13 protein-coding genes are annotated in these 14,237 nt (G+C 68.7%); 7 read left to right on the top strand and 6 right to left on the bottom strand.

Features of this window, described 5'->3' with window-relative positions; translation table 11 throughout:
* Nucleotides 1-4: 4 nt before the first annotated feature.
* The 4 genes from NRK68_RS26635 to acnA form a co-directional block, all read right to left on the bottom strand.
* Complete coding sequence (locus NRK68_RS26635) at nucleotides 5-931, bottom strand: carbohydrate ABC transporter permease (protein WP_183068407.1); 927 nt, start codon at nucleotides 929-931, stop codon at nucleotides 5-7.
* A gap of 13 nt (nucleotides 932-944) precedes the next feature.
* Complete coding sequence (locus NRK68_RS26630) at nucleotides 945-1,889, bottom strand: carbohydrate ABC transporter permease (protein ID WP_183068406.1); 945 nt, start codon at nucleotides 1,887-1,889, stop codon at nucleotides 945-947.
* Nucleotides 1,890-1,930: 41 nt separating this feature from the next.
* Complete coding sequence (gene ngcE / locus NRK68_RS26625; RefSeq protein ID WP_373023710.1) at nucleotides 1,931-3,355, bottom strand: N-acetylglucosamine/diacetylchitobiose ABC transporter substrate-binding protein; 1,425 nt, start codon at nucleotides 3,353-3,355, stop codon at nucleotides 1,931-1,933.
* Between the two features lie 325 nt (nucleotides 3,356-3,680).
* A complete protein-coding gene (gene acnA, locus NRK68_RS26620; RefSeq protein ID WP_308296294.1) occupies nucleotides 3,681-6,398 on the bottom strand; it encodes an aconitate hydratase AcnA in 2,718 nt (905 codons plus the stop codon).
* Between the two features lie 373 nt (nucleotides 6,399-6,771).
* Between acnA and NRK68_RS26615 the strand changes: the two genes are divergently transcribed.
* Nucleotides 6,772-7,593 (top strand): transglutaminase domain-containing protein, encoded by an 822-nt coding sequence (locus NRK68_RS26615; protein ID WP_257856971.1) that lies wholly within the window; start codon nucleotides 6,772-6,774, stop codon nucleotides 7,591-7,593.
* A gap of 118 nt (nucleotides 7,594-7,711) precedes the next feature.
* Here NRK68_RS26615 and NRK68_RS26610 read toward each other — a convergent pair whose 3' ends face one another.
* Nucleotides 7,712-8,575 (bottom strand): haloalkane dehalogenase, encoded by an 864-nt coding sequence (locus NRK68_RS26610; RefSeq protein ID WP_257856970.1) that lies wholly within the window; start codon nucleotides 8,573-8,575, stop codon nucleotides 7,712-7,714.
* A gap of 97 nt (nucleotides 8,576-8,672) precedes the next feature.
* Here NRK68_RS26610 and NRK68_RS26605 point away from each other — a divergent pair, with 97 nt between their 5' ends.
* From NRK68_RS26605 to NRK68_RS26595, 3 genes are all read left to right on the top strand, one after another.
* The gene (locus NRK68_RS26605; protein WP_183068401.1) at nucleotides 8,673-9,161 is read left to right on the top strand and encodes a MarR family winged helix-turn-helix transcriptional regulator; all 489 of its coding nucleotides are present in this window, start codon (nucleotides 8,673-8,675) and stop codon (nucleotides 9,159-9,161) included.
* A gap of 102 nt (nucleotides 9,162-9,263) precedes the next feature.
* Nucleotides 9,264-10,793: a helix-turn-helix domain-containing protein gene (locus NRK68_RS26600; RefSeq protein ID WP_257856968.1), complete on the top strand. Its 1,530-nt coding sequence runs from the start codon at nucleotides 9,264-9,266 to the stop codon at nucleotides 10,791-10,793.
* A gap of 13 nt (nucleotides 10,794-10,806) precedes the next feature.
* Complete coding sequence (locus tag NRK68_RS26595) at nucleotides 10,807-10,962, top strand: DUF397 domain-containing protein (protein WP_257856967.1); 156 nt, start codon at nucleotides 10,807-10,809, stop codon at nucleotides 10,960-10,962.
* A 146-nt stretch (nucleotides 10,963-11,108) separates the two neighbouring features.
* On the opposite strand, the gene NRK68_RS26590 is transcribed toward NRK68_RS26595, so the two are convergent.
* Nucleotides 11,109-11,396: a ScoMcrA-related endonuclease gene (locus tag NRK68_RS26590; RefSeq protein ID WP_257856966.1), complete on the bottom strand. Its 288-nt coding sequence runs from the start codon at nucleotides 11,394-11,396 to the stop codon at nucleotides 11,109-11,111.
* Between the two features lie 285 nt (nucleotides 11,397-11,681).
* Between NRK68_RS26590 and NRK68_RS26585 the strand changes: the two genes are divergently transcribed.
* The 3 genes from NRK68_RS26585 to NRK68_RS26575 all read left to right on the top strand — a co-directional run bounded on the left by NRK68_RS26585 (nucleotide 11,682) and on the right by NRK68_RS26575 (nucleotide 14,146).
* Nucleotides 11,682-12,641 carry a hypothetical protein gene (locus tag NRK68_RS26585; protein WP_257856965.1) on the top strand — a complete coding sequence of 320 codons (960 nt, stop codon included), beginning with the start codon at nucleotides 11,682-11,684 and terminating at the stop codon, nucleotides 12,639-12,641.
* Complete coding sequence (locus NRK68_RS26580) at nucleotides 12,634-13,059, top strand: hypothetical protein (protein ID WP_183068397.1); 426 nt, start codon at nucleotides 12,634-12,636, stop codon at nucleotides 13,057-13,059. The genes NRK68_RS26585 and NRK68_RS26580 overlap by 8 nt, the downstream gene beginning before the upstream one ends.
* Nucleotides 13,060-13,468: 409 nt before the next feature.
* A complete protein-coding gene (locus NRK68_RS26575) occupies nucleotides 13,469-14,146 on the top strand; it encodes a hypothetical protein (protein ID WP_183068396.1) in 678 nt (225 codons plus the stop codon).
* Nucleotides 14,147-14,237: the final 91 nt, after the last annotated feature.

Below are 14,237 nucleotides of genomic sequence, written 5' to 3'. Positions count from 1 at the left end.
GGGGCTACTTCAGTGTCGCCGAGGTCAGGCCCGCCTGGATCTGGCGCTGGAAGGACAGGTAGACCACCAGCATGGGGATCATCGCGATGGTCACGCCGGCGAAGAGCACGGGCAGGTCGGTCTCGTAGCCCTGCTGCTGCTGGAGCTGGATCAGACCCTGGGTGAGCAGATAGCGCTCGGGGTCCGATCCGGTCTGGGGCTGCATCAGCACGGAGGGCAGGATGTACTGGTTCCACTGGCCCAGGACGTTGAAGATCCCGACGCTGATCAGGCCGGGCTTGGCCATCGGCACCATCACCTGGAAGAAGATCCGGGTGTCGGAGGCGCCGTCGATCACCGCCGCCTCGTGCACCGCCGTCGGCAGCGTGCGGAAGAACGAGTGCATGAAGAAGACGGTGAACGGCATCGAGTACGCCACGTACACGAGGATCAGCCCCTGGTACGTGTTCAGCATGTCGAACCGCTTGACCATGAAGAACAGCGGGACGAGCGCGAGGAACACGGGGAACATCGCCCCGCTGACGAAGAAGTAGTAGATGAAGCGGTTGCCCGGGAAGGGGTAGCGGGCCAGGACGTACGCCGCCATCGAGCCGAACAGCATCGTCAGCGGAACGGAGAACACCATCACGACGAGGGTGTTGGCGAAGTAGTCGCCGATGCCCTTGTCCCACGCCCGCCCGAACGCGTCGAAGTTCCAGTTGGCGGGCCAGCTGAGGGCCGAGCCGCCGATCTGCGCGTCGGTCTTGAAGGAGCCGAGCGCCAGCCAGATCAGCGGCAGCACGATCATCACGGCCCAGACGACGAGGAAGCCGTGGGAGAAGACGTTGAGGACCATGCCCTCGGAGCGTCCGCCGCTGCGCTGCCCGCCGGGTCCGGTTCCGCCGGAGCGCTCCGCCGCGGATTCGCCCGGAGCCTTGATCACTGTGGTCATGACGGTCTCCCGCTCAGAACTCGATGCGCTCGCGGCGGGTGGCGCGCAGCGTGATGACGGAAAGGATCATGGTGAGGACGAGCATGACCACGCCCATGGCGCAGGCGTAGCCGCTCTTGCCGAAGTAGAGGAAGTTCCGCATCAGGACCGTGGCCATGACCTCGCTGTGGTGGTCGGGGCCGCCGCCGAACTGGCCGGAGGTCATCGTCGACACCAGGACGAACATGTCCATCGCGGCGATGCCCAGATAGACCGCGGACGTCTGTACGGAGTCCCAGAGCAGGGGCAGGGTGACCCTGAAGAAGGTCTGCGCGCGTCCCGCCCCGTCGAGGAGGGCCGCCTCGTAGATGTCCTTGGGGATGGACTGCATGGCCGCGGAGAAGAGGACGAGGTAGAAGCCCACGCCGTGCCAGACCACCACGAGGAGCAGGCACCACAGGACGAGCCTCGGCTCGTTCAGCCATTCGATCGGATGCAGCCGGTCGACGACGCCGAGGCGGATGAGGACGCCGTTGAGCAGGCCGCCCTCGTCGGTGCGGTACACGGCGCCGAAGAGGACCGCGAGGATGGCGAGGGAGAGGACCTGCGGGAAGAAGTAGACGACCTTGTAGAGGCGTGAGCCCGCCACGCCCTGTACGCCGCCGGCCCCGCCCCGCCCGCCCGCGTTCACCATGAAGGCGAAGAAGAGGGCGAGCAGGATGGTGACCACCGGGACGAACACCAGGAGCAGCAGGTTGTTCCAGAGGGCTCCGCGGAAGACCTCGTCCTTCAGCAGGGCGGAGTAGTTGTCCATGCCGACGAAGTCGAACGTGGGCGACTGACCCGACCAGTTGGTGAAGGAGTAGCCGAACGTCTGTACGTACGGCCAGATGACGAAGGTCAGGTACAGCGCGAGGGGTGCGAGGAGGAAGCCGGCGATGAAGCCGGCCCGTCCCCGGCCCTGGACTACTTGGCTCATGGTGTCCGTCCCTGTGTGCCGGTGACCGGTGGGGCGTGCTGTCAGCTGCGACGGTTGTTCTTGGCGTTGGGATCCTGCGCCGCCTTGTTCACCGCCGCCTGGGCCCGCCTGATCCACTCCTTCGGCTGAATCCGCTTGGCCATCAGCTCGTTGGACGCGTCCTGGATCGCCGTGTCCATCTCGCTGTACCAGTCGGGATAAAGGTAGTTGAAGGTGTTCGATCCCGCCGCCTTGAGAGCGGCCACCGCCGACTGGGTGCCGGGACGCAGTTTCACGCCCGGGTCCACGCCGTCCTTGACCACGGTGAGTGAGTTGGCCTGCTGGGCGAAGATGGTCGACCATTCGCGGGACAGCATCGAACGGATGAACTCCAGACCGCCGGGCTTGTTGGCGGCCTTCTCCGGGACGATGAAGGGCTCGCCCGCGCCGGCCCGGATGGCCTCGAAGGGCAGCTTGCTGTCGGCGAGCACCGGGACCGGCAGGAACTGCATGTCGAAGTCGTCCGGCGTCTGCTTGAGCTGCTCGTTCTCCAGCCAGGAGCCGGACGGGATGAAGGCGGCCTTGTACTGGTTCCAGGAGGTCTGGGACTCGGTGTGGGTCAGGCCGTTCGTGCCGGGCAGCAGCAGGTCCTTCTCGACCACCTCGTAGACCGCCTCGACGGCGGCGAGGGCGGCCGCGCTGCCCTCGAAGGCGTTCGGCTCCAGGTTGTCGATGGCCTTCATGGCCTCCAGACCGCCCTTCTTGGCGATCAGGTCCATGATGACGACGTTGATGTAGTACGGGTACTTGCCCTGGTGGGCGAGGCCGCCGAGGCCGGCCTCCTTGGCCTTGGCGCAGACCGCGAGGAACTCGTCCCAGGTCTTGGGCGGCGTCCAGCCCTTCTCCTTGAAGAGCTTCCCGGAGTACCAGAAGCCGTAGACGGTGTAGACGTAGTTCAGCGAGACGAACTTGCCGCCCTGCGTACCCTGTTCGATGGTGCCCGCGATGAGCGTGTCGCGGACCTTCTTGGTCGGGTCGTCGAGGGAGGGCGCGTCCAGCACGGGGGTGAGGTCGGCGAGCTGGTTGCTCTTGAAGAGCACGTCCAGCTTGATCTTCTGGGCACCGGAGTTGTCGACGACGTCCGGCGGGTTGCCGCCGTTGAAGCGGGTCTGGAGCTTGCCGGTGATCTCCTGGGTGCCGAGGTGGGAGCTGGTGGTGCCCCACTTCTTGTCGAAGGCGGCCTCCCAGGCCTTCGCGTAGTCGTCGCCGAAGCCGCCCTTGAAGACGACGACGTCCATCTTGCCCCCCTTCGAGACGCCGAAGGGGTTCTCCTTGGAGACGGCCGCCTTGTCGGGGCCCTTCGTCGTGTCCCCACCGCCGGAGGCACAGGCGGACAGGAAGCTCATCGTCGGCACGCTGATCAGCCCGAGCGCTGCGGAACGCTTGATCAGATCACGGCGGCCGAGGCCCTCACCAGTGGATCCCATGCTCATGTCCTCGCCTTCGTCAGAAGTGTGAAGGAGGCCGGAAATCGCGGCAGTTACCGTGCATGCGGGCATCACCGCAGGTCCCCCGGCATCCCCCGGCCCGGGGCCGCTCGTCACACAGTGGCGGCCCGGACGGGCACAGGTATAGTCCACTTCCGCTCGACTGAGCAAGATCGTGCACAAGGATCGTTCCCGGCTTTTCCGAGTTGAGACCTGTCCGTCATCCGGGACCGCCGCCGCGGAAAGCGACAAGGGCCGCACCCCCTCGTCGGGGGTACGGCCCTATGGTGCCGACAGACGGCGGATCGCTCCGCCTGGCGCGCCCTTAGCCGCGGATGAGGTTCCGCAGGACGTACTGCATGATGCCGCCGTTGCGGTAGTAGTCGGCCTCACCCGGCGTGTCGATGCGGACGACCGCGTCGAACTCCACACCGGTGTCGGTGCTGACCTTGACGGTGCGCGGGGTGGTGCCGTTGTTCAGCTCCTCCACACCGGTGAAGGAGAAGGTCTCCTCGCCGGTGAGGCCCAGCGAGGCCGCGGTGGCGCCCTCGGGGAACTGCAGGGGCAGGACGCCCATGCCGATCAGGTTGGAGCGGTGGATGCGCTCGTAGGACTCGGCGATGACGGCCTTGACGCCGAGCAGCGCGGTGCCCTTGGCCGCCCAGTCGCGGGACGAGCCGGAGCCGTACTCCTTGCCGGCCAGGATGACCAGCGGAATGCCGGCGGCCTGGTAGTTCTGCGAGGCGTCGTAGATGAAGGAGACCGGGCCGCCCTCGACGGTGAAGTCGCGGGTGAAGCCGCCCTCGGTGCCCGGCGCGATCTGGTTGCGCAGACGGATGTTGGCGAAGGTACCGCGGATCATGACCTCGTGGTTGCCGCGGCGGGAACCGTAGGAGTTGAAGTCGCGGCGCTCGACGCCGTGCTCGGTGAGGTACTTGCCGGCCGGGGTGTCGGCCTTGATCGCACCGGCCGGGGAGATGTGGTCGGTGGTGACCGAGTCGCCCAGCTTCGCCAGCACGCGGGCGCCGGCGATGTCGGAGACCGGGGTGGTCTCCATGGTCATGCCCTCGAAGTAAGGGGGCTTGCGGACGTAGGTGGACTGCGGGTCCCACTCGAAGGTGTTGCCGGTCGGGATCGACAGCGCCTGCCACTGGGCGTCGCCCGCGAAGACGTCGCTGTAGGACTTGCTGAACATGTCCTCGCCGATGGCGTTCGCCACGACGTCGTTGACCTCGGCCTCGGAAGGCCAGATGTCCTTCAGGAAGACCGGGTTGCCCTCGGTGTCGGTGCCGATGGCGTCCTGGGTGATGTCCACCTTCATGGAGCCCGCGATGGCGTACGCGACGACCAGCGGCGGGGAGGCCAGGTAGTTCATCTTGACGTCGGGGTTGATCCGGCCCTCGAAGTTGCGGTTGCCGGAGAGCACCGAGGTGACCGCGAGGTCGTGCTCGTTGATCGCCTTCGAGATCTCCTCGTCCAGCGGACCGGAGTTGCCGATGCAGGTGGTGCATCCGTACCCGACGAGGTTGAAGCCCATCTTGTCGAGGTACGGGGTCAGGCCGGCCTTGTCGAAGTAGTCGGTGACGACCTTCGAGCCCGGGGCCAGGGTGGTCTTGACCCACGGCTTGCGGGTCAGGCCCTTCTCGACCGCCTTCTTCGCCACGAGCGCCGCGGCGACCATGACGTAGGGGTTCGAGGTGTTGGTGCAGGAGGTGATCGCGGCGACGGTGACGGCGCCGTGGTCGATCTCGAAGGAGGAGCCGTCGGCCAGGGTGACCAGGGTGGGCTTCGAGGGGCTGCCGTTCGGGTGGTTCGCCGGGGCGTCGGAGGCCGGGAAGGACTCCTTGCCCGCCTCGTCGACCTCGTCGACGTAGTTGCGGACGTCCTGGGCGAACTGCTCAGCGGCGTTCGCCAGGACGATACGGTCCTGCGGGCGCTTCGGGCCGGCGATGGAGGGGACGACCGTGGAGAGGTCGAGCTCCAGCTTCTCGGAGAAGTCCGGCTCGGCGGCCGGGTCCAGCCACAGGCCCTGCTCCTTGGCGTACGCCTCGACGAGCGCGACCTGCTGCTCGGAGCGGCCGGTGAGACGGAGGTACTTCAGCGTCTCGCCGTCGATCGGGAAGGTCGCGGCGGTGGAGCCGAACTCCGGCGACATGTTGCCGATGGTGGCGCGGTTCGCGAGGGAGGTGGCGGCGACGCCCTCACCGTAGAACTCGACGAACTTGCCGACGACACCGTGCTTGCGCAGCATCTCGGTGATGGTCAGCACCAGGTCGGTGGCGGTGGTGCCGGTGGGCAGCTCGCCGGTCAGCTTGAAGCCGACGACGCGCGGGATCAGCATGGAGACCGGCTGGCCGAGCATCGCGGCCTCGGCCTCGATGCCACCGACGCCCCAGCCCAGCACACCGAGGCCGTTGACCATGGTGGTGTGCGAGTCGGTGCCGACGAGGGTGTCGGGGTAGGCCTGGCCACCCCGGACCATGACCGTGCGGGCCAGGTGCTCGATGTTGACCTGGTGGACGATGCCGGTGCCCGGGGGGACGACCTTGAAGTCGTCGAAGGCGGTCTGGCCCCAGCGCAGGAACTGGTAGCGCTCCTTGTTGCGGCCGTACTCCAGCTCGACGTTCTGCGCGAAGGCGTCCTTCGTGCCGAACTTGTCGGCGATGACCGAGTGGTCGATGACCATCTCGGCGGGCGAGAGCGGGTTGATCTTCGCCGGGTCGCCGCCGAGGGCCTTCACGGCCTCACGCATCGTGGCGAGGTCCACGACGCAGGGGACGCCGGTGAAGTCCTGCATGATCACGCGGGCCGGCGTGAACTGGATCTCCTGGCTGGGCTGGGCCTGGGAGTCCCAGCCGCCGAGCGCCCGGATGTGGTCGGCGGTGATGTTCGCGCCGTCCTCGGTGCGGAGCAGGTTCTCCAGCAGCACCTTCAGGCTGTAGGGCAGGCGGGCGGAGCCCTCGACCTTGTCCAGCCGGAAGATCTCGTACGACTCGTCGCCCACCTGCAGCGTGCTGCGGGCGTCGAAGCTGTTCGCCGACACGACAGTCTCCTTCATGCATGAATTCGCGCGTTTACCGCATCCTGCCGCCACGCCCCTTGGCCAATCCGCTAAGGTAAGGCTAAGTTAGGTAGCCCTTACCAGCGGGGGCGGCTGCGGTACGCCTTCGGCAGATATCTCGATGTCGAGATAACTCTAGTACATGTCCGGCCGCGACGACGAGGCGCGCACCCGCGCCCGGAGGGGCGGCGGGCCGGGAGGGCGCTTCCGCATGCCCTGAACGCGCCGGCGGGAGCCCGCGGCCAGGGGGGTGCCGTGCGGCGCGGCGGGCGACGGCCAAGCGTTGAACGTGTTCAGATTTTCTGTCAGGATACGTCCGGCCCTCGGGGGGAGGGCTCGACGAAGGGACGCCTCCATGACGAGTTCACTGCTGTCCGGTGTGGCGTTCGGCGAGTCGTCCGGCGCATCGCCGGGGGAGTCGTCCGGCGGGGCGGTGCCGGAGGGGAGCACCGCCCCCACCCGGATCCTGGACTGGCGGGACCCGCGGGTCACCGCACTCGTGCGGGAGCTGGGCGCGGCGCCGGCCGCCGGGGATCCGGCGGACCCGGTGGGCCGGGTGGGCCCCGCGCGGCGGATCGAGGCCCTGCACCGGGCCCACACCTGGATCTCGGCGGCCGTCCGGCCGGTCTACTCCGTCCAGGACGGGCGGCCCGTGTCGGAGGTGCTGCGCCGCGGGCGGGGGTCGTGCAGTCAGCGGATGGCCGTGCTGGAGGCGGTGGCACGGGCGTACGGGGTGCCCACGCGGGTGCGCGGCCTGCTGGTGGACGGCACGTTCTGGTACCCGCGGTTCCCCCGGCTGCGCCGGATCGTCCCGGACCGGGTGCTGTTGGCCTGGCCGGAGTTCCGGATCGGGACCCCGGCCTCCTGGCTGACGGTGTCGGAACTCCTCGGCGGGCTGCGGCCCGTGGCCGCGGAGCGGGGCGGGGGTTTCACCAATGCCGGACCGGAGACCCTCTTCGAGGCGCTGTCCCGGACGGCGATCGACTGGGACGCGGCGCCGGCAGCCTGCCCGAGCGGCGGCGGAGCGGGCGCCGCGTGCGACCTGTCGGCGTACGTCGTGGCCGACCTCGGCCACTACACCTCGCGCGACGACCTCTTCGCCCGGCACGGCCAGACCCTGTGCGCACCGGCCAGGCTGATCGCGGACCCGGTCCTGGGCCGACGCGGCGCGGCGTAGGCGCGGGGCGGCGTAGGCGCGGGGGCGGCGTAGGCGCGGGGGCGGCGTAGGCGCGGGGGCGGCGTAGGCGCGGGCGCGGGCGCGGGCGGCACGGAACCCGGGGCTGCGTCGGCGCGGCTCACCCGGCGAGCGCGTGGCGGGCGGCCCAGGCGTTGACGGCGGCGGCGATCTCCTCGGGCCGGTCCTCCGGACAGAGGTGTGCCGCGGCCCCGCAGTACTCGCTCTCCAGCGCCGAAATGTTCCGCTCGCACCAGGCGGCCGCCTCCGCGCCGACCATCAGGGCGGGCGAGCCGTCGAAGGTGAGCAGGAGTTTGGGCACCTCGGGGCTGTCGGCCAGCCAGGCGTCGTACCGCTCGACGACGGCGACGACGTCGGCCGGCTCTCCTCCGATCGGCAGCGAGCGGGCCCACTGCAGCATGGGCAGGCGGCTCTCGCGGGTCGGGTACGGGGCGCCGTAGACCGCGCGGTCCTCCTCGGCCATCGGGGTGAGCACGGTCTGCAGGATGCTGTCCTCGATGAAGATGTTCCGGTCGAGGACCATCCCCTCCCCGACTCCGGGGGTGCGTATCGCCTCGAACCGGGCACGCGCGGCGGGCGGGTACTCCTCCCACCCCATCGGGCGCACGATCGTCTCCATGAAGGCGATCCCGCGCACCCGCCCGGGGTGGCGGGCGGCCCGGTCGAAGGCGAGCGCGCCGCCCCAGTCCTGACCGACCAGCACCACCTCGTCGAGCCCGAGTGCGTCGAACCACGCGTCCAGGTAGCGGGCGTGGTCGGCGAAGGTGTACTCCCCGCCCGGCTTGCCGGATCGGCCCATGCCGATGAGGTCGGGGGCCAGGACCCGTACCGGGCCCTCGATCCGGGGCAGCACGTGCCGCCAGAGATGGGAGGAGGTGGGATTGCCGTGCAGGAAGACGAAGGGCGTGCCCTCGCCCCGGTCCTCGTAGTACATCGTCGAGTCGAGTACGTCGATCGTGGCCATGGGAGACCCCTTCCATAATCGTTCGCGTGACTAACGTTGGTGGCGCGAACGAAGCTATATCGTTAGTGACACCAACGCAAGCACGTAACATCACCCCATGACCACGGGAGAGAACGGGGGCGCGGCCGTCCCCGCGCGGCTGCGTGAACTGCCCAGTCGGCTACTGGGACAGGCGTCCACCCACGCACAGCGCCTGGTGACCGAGGCCCTGGGCCGGGCAGATGCCCATAAATGGCACTATGCGGTTCTGGTCGCCCTGGAGGAGTCCGGTCCGGCGAGCCAGGCCGCACTGAGCGACCGCACCGGCATCCACCGCAGCGACCTGGTCGCCGTCATCAACGAACTCGCCGGGCGCGAACTGGTCGAGCGCGCCCCCGATCCCGAGGACCGCCGGCGCAACGTCATCACCCTCACCCCGCTCGGCCGGCGGCGGCTGCGGCGACTGGAGCAGCTCCTCGACGCGGCCCAGGGTGAACTCCTGACCCCCCTGTCGGCGGCGGAGCGCGAGCAGCTCACCCGCCTGCTGGGGCGGATCGTCGAGCATCACGCACACGGCGGCCCCGCCATGGGATCTGACGGTCAGTAACCCTCCAGGCGGCACCGGCCCACCCGCCCGACATGCCGGGCGACACACCCGTCTGCCACACCCGACGCGGGAGTCATCTCATATGTGAGATACGGTGCCCCCATGGCAGACGACTACCTCGTACGCATCGGCAAGCTCATCCGTGACGCCCGGCAACACCGGGGCTGGACACAGAGTCAGCTCGCCGAAGCCCTCGGCACCAGCCAGAGCGCAGTGAACCGGATCGAGCGCGGCAACCAGAACATCAGCCTTGAGATGATCGCCCGAATCGGTGAAGCTCTCGACAGCGAGATCGTCTCCCTCGGCTACGCCGGCCCGATGCACCTGCGCGTAGTCGGCGGCCGACGCCTTTCCGGCGCCATCGACGTCAAGACGAGCAAGAACGCGTGCGTCGCCCTGCTCTGCGCCTCGCTGCTCAACAAGGGCCGTACCGTGCTGCGCCGGGTGGCCCGCATCGAGGAGGTCTACCGTCTCCTGGAGGTCCTGAACTCCATCGGCGTCCGCAGCCGCTGGATCAACGACGGCGTGGACCTGGAGCTGGTCCCGCCGGCCCGCCTCGACATGGAGGCCATGGACGCGGACGCGGCCCGCCGGACCCGGAGCATCATCATGTTCCTGGGCCCCCTGCTGCACCGGATGGAGACCTTCCGTCTGCCGTACGCCGGCGGCTGCGACCTCGGCACCCGCACCATCGAGCCGCACATGATCGCCCTGCGCCGCTTCGGCCTGGACATCACCGCGACCGAGGGCATCTACCACGCGAAGGTCGCGACCGGGGTCTCCCCCGACCGCCCGATCGTGCTGACCGAGCGCGGGGACACCGTCACCGAAAACGCGCTGCTGGCGGCCGCCCGGCACGACGGCGTGACCGTCATCCGCAACGCCTCCTCCAACTACATGGTCCAGGACCTGTGCTTCTTCCTGGAGGCGCTGGGCGTCAAGGTCGAGGGCGTCGGCACCACCACGCTCACCGTCCACGGCGTCCCGAACATCGACATGGACGTCGACTACTCCCCCTCCGAGGACCCGGTCGAGGCCATGAGCCTGCTCGCCGCCGCGGTCGTCACGGAGTCGGAGCTGACGATCCGCCGGGTGCCGATCGAGTTCATGGAGATCGAGCTCGCGGTGCTGGAGGAGATGGGCCTCGACCACGACCGCTCGGCGGAGTACACGGCGGACAACGGCCGCACCCGGCTCGTCGACCTCACGGTCCGCCCCTCGAAGCTCGAGGCGCCGATCGACAAGATCCACCCGATGCCCTTCCCGGGGCTGAACATCGACAACGTCCCCTTCTTCGCGGCCATCGCCGCCGTCGCCCAGGGCCAGACCCTCATCCACGACTGGGTGTACGACAACCGCGCCATCTACCTGACGGACCTGAACCGCCTGGGCGGCCGCCTCCAGCTGCTGGACCCCCACCGCGTCCTGGTCGAGGGCCCCACCCGCTGGCGCGCGGCGGAGATGATGTGCCCGCCGGCCCTCCGCCCGGCGGTGGTCGTCCTCCTGGCGATGATGGCGGCCGAGGGCACCTCGGTGCTGCGCAACGTCTACGTCATCAACCGCGGCTACGAGGAACTGGCCGAGCGCCTCAACTCGGTGGGCGCCCAGATCGAGATCTTCCGGGACATCTGATCGGCGGGGTGTCGTGCCCTTTGGCGGCACGGGGCACGACACCTCAACATGCCGGCACCAGATCGCGATCCGCGACAGCAAGGCCCCGCAGGGAGCGGCGCTGCTCATCGCGCCGAGCTCGTTCGCGGTGATCGTCGAGGGCGTGCGCAGTGGACAGCTCGGCTCGTGAGACGGCGCATACCGGTTATGCAGGACCAGGTCTGAGCAGCTCATGACGCACATGGCTCTCCTCCCGTCCGGAGAGCCATGTGCGTCGTTCCCTCGTACTCCGTACTCGGTGGCCGACACCGACCCCCGGTGTCGGGCACCGGGACGTCAGACCGCGTCGCGAGCCACGACTTCGAAACCGAGGTCGCCCAACAGCTTGGCGGCGTGGTTCTTGCCGCCGGAGAACTCGTCACTCCCCAAAGGCTCGAGGCCGGGGAGGTGGCCGTGCGCCGCCCCCACGATGGCCTTGGAGTCGTACTCCTTGCCATCGATCATGAGCACGTAGCGGCGAGCGGGGCCGAACCGGTACTTCTCCAGGAACGCGTCCCGGCCCCGCCGGTCGTACTCCTCGACAGCCTGCAGAACCGCGGATCGGGTGATGTCATTCAGCGCCATGTCGCGCAATCTAGGCGAAGCCTCCGACAGTCGCCAGACACCGCCGCCCGGCGCCCTCAGCGGGGACGTCGCGGGTCGTGCTTCCGGTGAGCACGGCGAGCTCGGACTCGTGGTGCAGGGCGCCCGCAGGTGCGCCGGGCCTGGTCGGCCATGAGGCCTCCAGGCGGGGCATCCTTTCCGTTCTCCCGCAGGCCCGGCCCGATGACACTACGATTCGAGGGTTGCGAGCACCGTGATCCGATGGGGAGAAGTTCGATGGTCCTTCCTCTGGTTCCGCTTGTCCTGATGGGCGTCGGGGTCGTCAGCGGTGCGAGCGGTGCGGCCCTTGGACTCAAGGGTGGCTATGACATCAAGCAGGCCAACAGCCGTATCCGGAAGGCCGGAGAGCGCTACGATGCGGAACGTCACAAGCTCGAGGCGCACGAGCTGGTCACGAACGAGAAGCTGAAGGCCCTCGGCACCCGCCAGGAGCACGCCTTCCACGTGGTCGTCGAGCGCATGGCCGACTTCCTGCGGCGCCACGAGAAGCAGGTGTCGGAGAGCGAGAAGCTCTTGGTGGACGGACTCGACTCGACGACCGGACAGGTCAAGCTCGATCGGAGTCTTGGGCAGGACGCCGTCTCCTGGATGCGCGGGATCGTACGGGCGGCGGTGACGGGGGTCGGGATCAACACCGGGGTCACCGCCGCGGTCACCACGCTCGCCACCGCGAGTACCGGTACCGCCATCTCGAGCCTGTCCGGAGTGGCCATGACGAACGCGACTCTGGCTGCACTCGGTGGTGGCAGCCTTGCGTCGGGCGGCGGCGGAATGGCGGTCGGAGCCGCTGCCCTCAACTTCGTCACGGTAGGGCCCGCGATCCTCGTGAGCGGCCTCGTGGTCGCCGGGCAGGGCGAGAAGGCGAAGACCAAAGCTCGCGAGAACGAGGCCGAGGTCAGCGTCGCCATCGCCGAGATGCAGGCGACGAAGGTGAAGTTCGACGCGATCACCGTACGGGCCGAGGAACTGGAGATGGTGCTCGACCAGCTTGTCGTGCGAGCGACATCCGCCCTCGACCTGCTCGAGTCCGAGCCGTTCGACCCCGCGAACCACGCGGCTCCGTTCCGGCAGGCGCTGACGCTGACCATGGCCGTTCGCGACGTTGCGTCGACCCAAGTCGTCGACGAATCCGGAGACCTGAACCAGGAGACGGCCGGCTTCAAGATGAGGTACCGAACCCTGATCAAGGAGGCCGTGGATGTCTGACACGGTGCACACCGGCAAGGTCCTGCGATCGAAGTCCTCACCGATTCCCACCGCTGATGCGTTCGCCGCCCTCAACGAGATCGTGGCGGCCGCCCGCGAGTACGGCAGGATTCGGCAGCAGGAGCAGACGAAGCGCGCTGCCATCGCCGCGGCGGAGCATGTCCAGGTCGATCGCATCCACGCGGCCGAGAAGAGCTTGAAGCTCTACTTCAAGCGGGTCTTCGCGGAGCGCGCGCACACCAGTGAAGAGATGTTCATCCGCCTTGACCAGGCGATGGACTCAGGGGACCCGCAGATGGTTCACGCCGTTGTCCGAGGCATCGTCGATCTCGCCCAGTCTTCACCGCTCGCCGGCCTTGACGATTTCGGCAAGTTCTGGGCCGAACTCGGTACGGACGACAGCCCGGTCGAACTCTGACGCCTTGGGAGAGACATTTCGCTGCGGCGGGGTTGCCTGAGAGGGCTCCGAGCAGGAGTTCCACCCTGATGACGAGCACCAGTCCGTCCGCAGTCGACCCGGCGCCCATGCCGAAGCGCCGCACGTTCAGCCCGAGTACAAGCTGCAGATCGTCGCGGAGTACGAGGGCGAGAAGGGTGCGATCCTGCGCCGTGAGCGATGCCGCTGCCCGACCAGGCATGCCCCCGCACCGCTGCCCCCGCACCGACTACGGTGTGGGGGCTCTCCCGTCCCCGCAGCCGCGGAGCCCGGGCAGAGCCTTCCTCTGGGAAGAAATGCACAGAAACGCCGGATTCCGGCCAACCGGCATGGCTCGCCTATGGTTCCGAAGTCGATCATCAGACGGTGCGAGCAGCGAGGGGGCGCGGACGTGCGCGGTTGGAAGGGCGCGGTGGGGGCCGCCGGGCTGGTACTGCTGCTGGCGGGGTGCGGTGGTAACGCTTCGGATCCGAAGGCGGAGCCGAGGGTGGAGCCGAAGGCGGAGCCGAAGGCTGAGACGGAGCTGCTCGGCAAGGACACCGGGGTCCGGTACGAGAAGTCCCGGGTGCCGTCGGTCCGGAACATGACCTGCGACCGCAAGCGCGGCTCGACCCGGTACGGGCTCAGCGCCCGCGCGGACGATTCCCTGCCCGCGCACAAGGGAGAGAAGAACTCCGAGGACTACGTCTGCTACGGGCCGGACCGGATCAGCCTCGCCGTCGGCGGGCGGACGGTGGCGGCGCCGCACATCGCCGCCGAGTACGACCTCTACGGGGCCGTTCCCGACCCGCTCAAGACCGTCAGGACCGTGTACAGCACGTCCTTGGCGGAGGAGGACGAACGTACCCTGGTCGGCGAGCCGGAGACGGTCACCACCACGACGGCCGCGATCACCTGCCAGAAGAACGTCTTCGAGACCTTCCCCATGACCACCTGCCTGTGGGCGAACCACGGCGCGGTCGGCGCGGTCGACTTCTACCCGCCTGCGGGCCGGCACCCCGAGATAGCGGAAGCAGTCACCCGCACCAAGGAACTCATCGCGACCGGCCTGGTCGAATCCCCACGCTGACCCGAGCCGGGGACCGCACTCCACCCCCGCACCGTCCGAGCCGCCCGCTGCCTCGCGGGCCCCGGCGGTTCGCCGGGGCCCGACCGCTCCG

Source organism: Streptomyces yangpuensis, from assembly GCF_024666385.1.
GTDB lineage: Bacteria > Actinomycetota > Actinomycetes > Streptomycetales > Streptomycetaceae > Streptomyces > Streptomyces yangpuensis.
The sequence above is the reverse complement of the archived record's forward strand: the minus strand, read 5'-3'. Positions and strand labels throughout refer to the sequence as shown.

Coding starts and splice junctions, on each gene's coding strand:
- NRK68_RS26630 (WP_183068406.1), bottom strand. CDS start 1,889: ATGAGCCAAGTAGTCCAGGGCCGGGGACGGGCCGGCTTCATCGCCGGC.
- ngcE (WP_373023710.1), bottom strand. CDS start 3,355: ATGGGATCCACTGGTGAGGGCCTCGGCCGCCGTGATCTGATCAAGCGT.
- NRK68_RS26600 (WP_257856968.1), top strand. CDS start 9,264: ATGGCAGACGACTACCTCGTACGCATCGGCAAGCTCATCCGTGACGCC.
- NRK68_RS26635 (WP_183068407.1), bottom strand. CDS start 931: ATGACCACAGTGATCAAGGCTCCGGGCGAATCCGCGGCGGAGCGCTCC.
- NRK68_RS26605 (WP_183068401.1), top strand. CDS start 8,673: ATGACCACGGGAGAGAACGGGGGCGCGGCCGTCCCCGCGCGGCTGCGT.
- NRK68_RS26585 (WP_257856965.1), top strand. CDS start 11,682: ATGGGCGTCGGGGTCGTCAGCGGTGCGAGCGGTGCGGCCCTTGGACTC.
- NRK68_RS26615 (WP_257856971.1), top strand. CDS start 6,772: ATGACGAGTTCACTGCTGTCCGGTGTGGCGTTCGGCGAGTCGTCCGGC.
- NRK68_RS26610 (WP_257856970.1), bottom strand. CDS start 8,575: ATGGCCACGATCGACGTACTCGACTCGACGATGTACTACGAGGACCGG.
- NRK68_RS26590 (WP_257856966.1), bottom strand. CDS start 11,396: ATGGCGCTGAATGACATCACCCGATCCGCGGTTCTGCAGGCTGTCGAG.
- NRK68_RS26580 (WP_183068397.1), top strand. CDS start 12,634: ATGTCTGACACGGTGCACACCGGCAAGGTCCTGCGATCGAAGTCCTCA.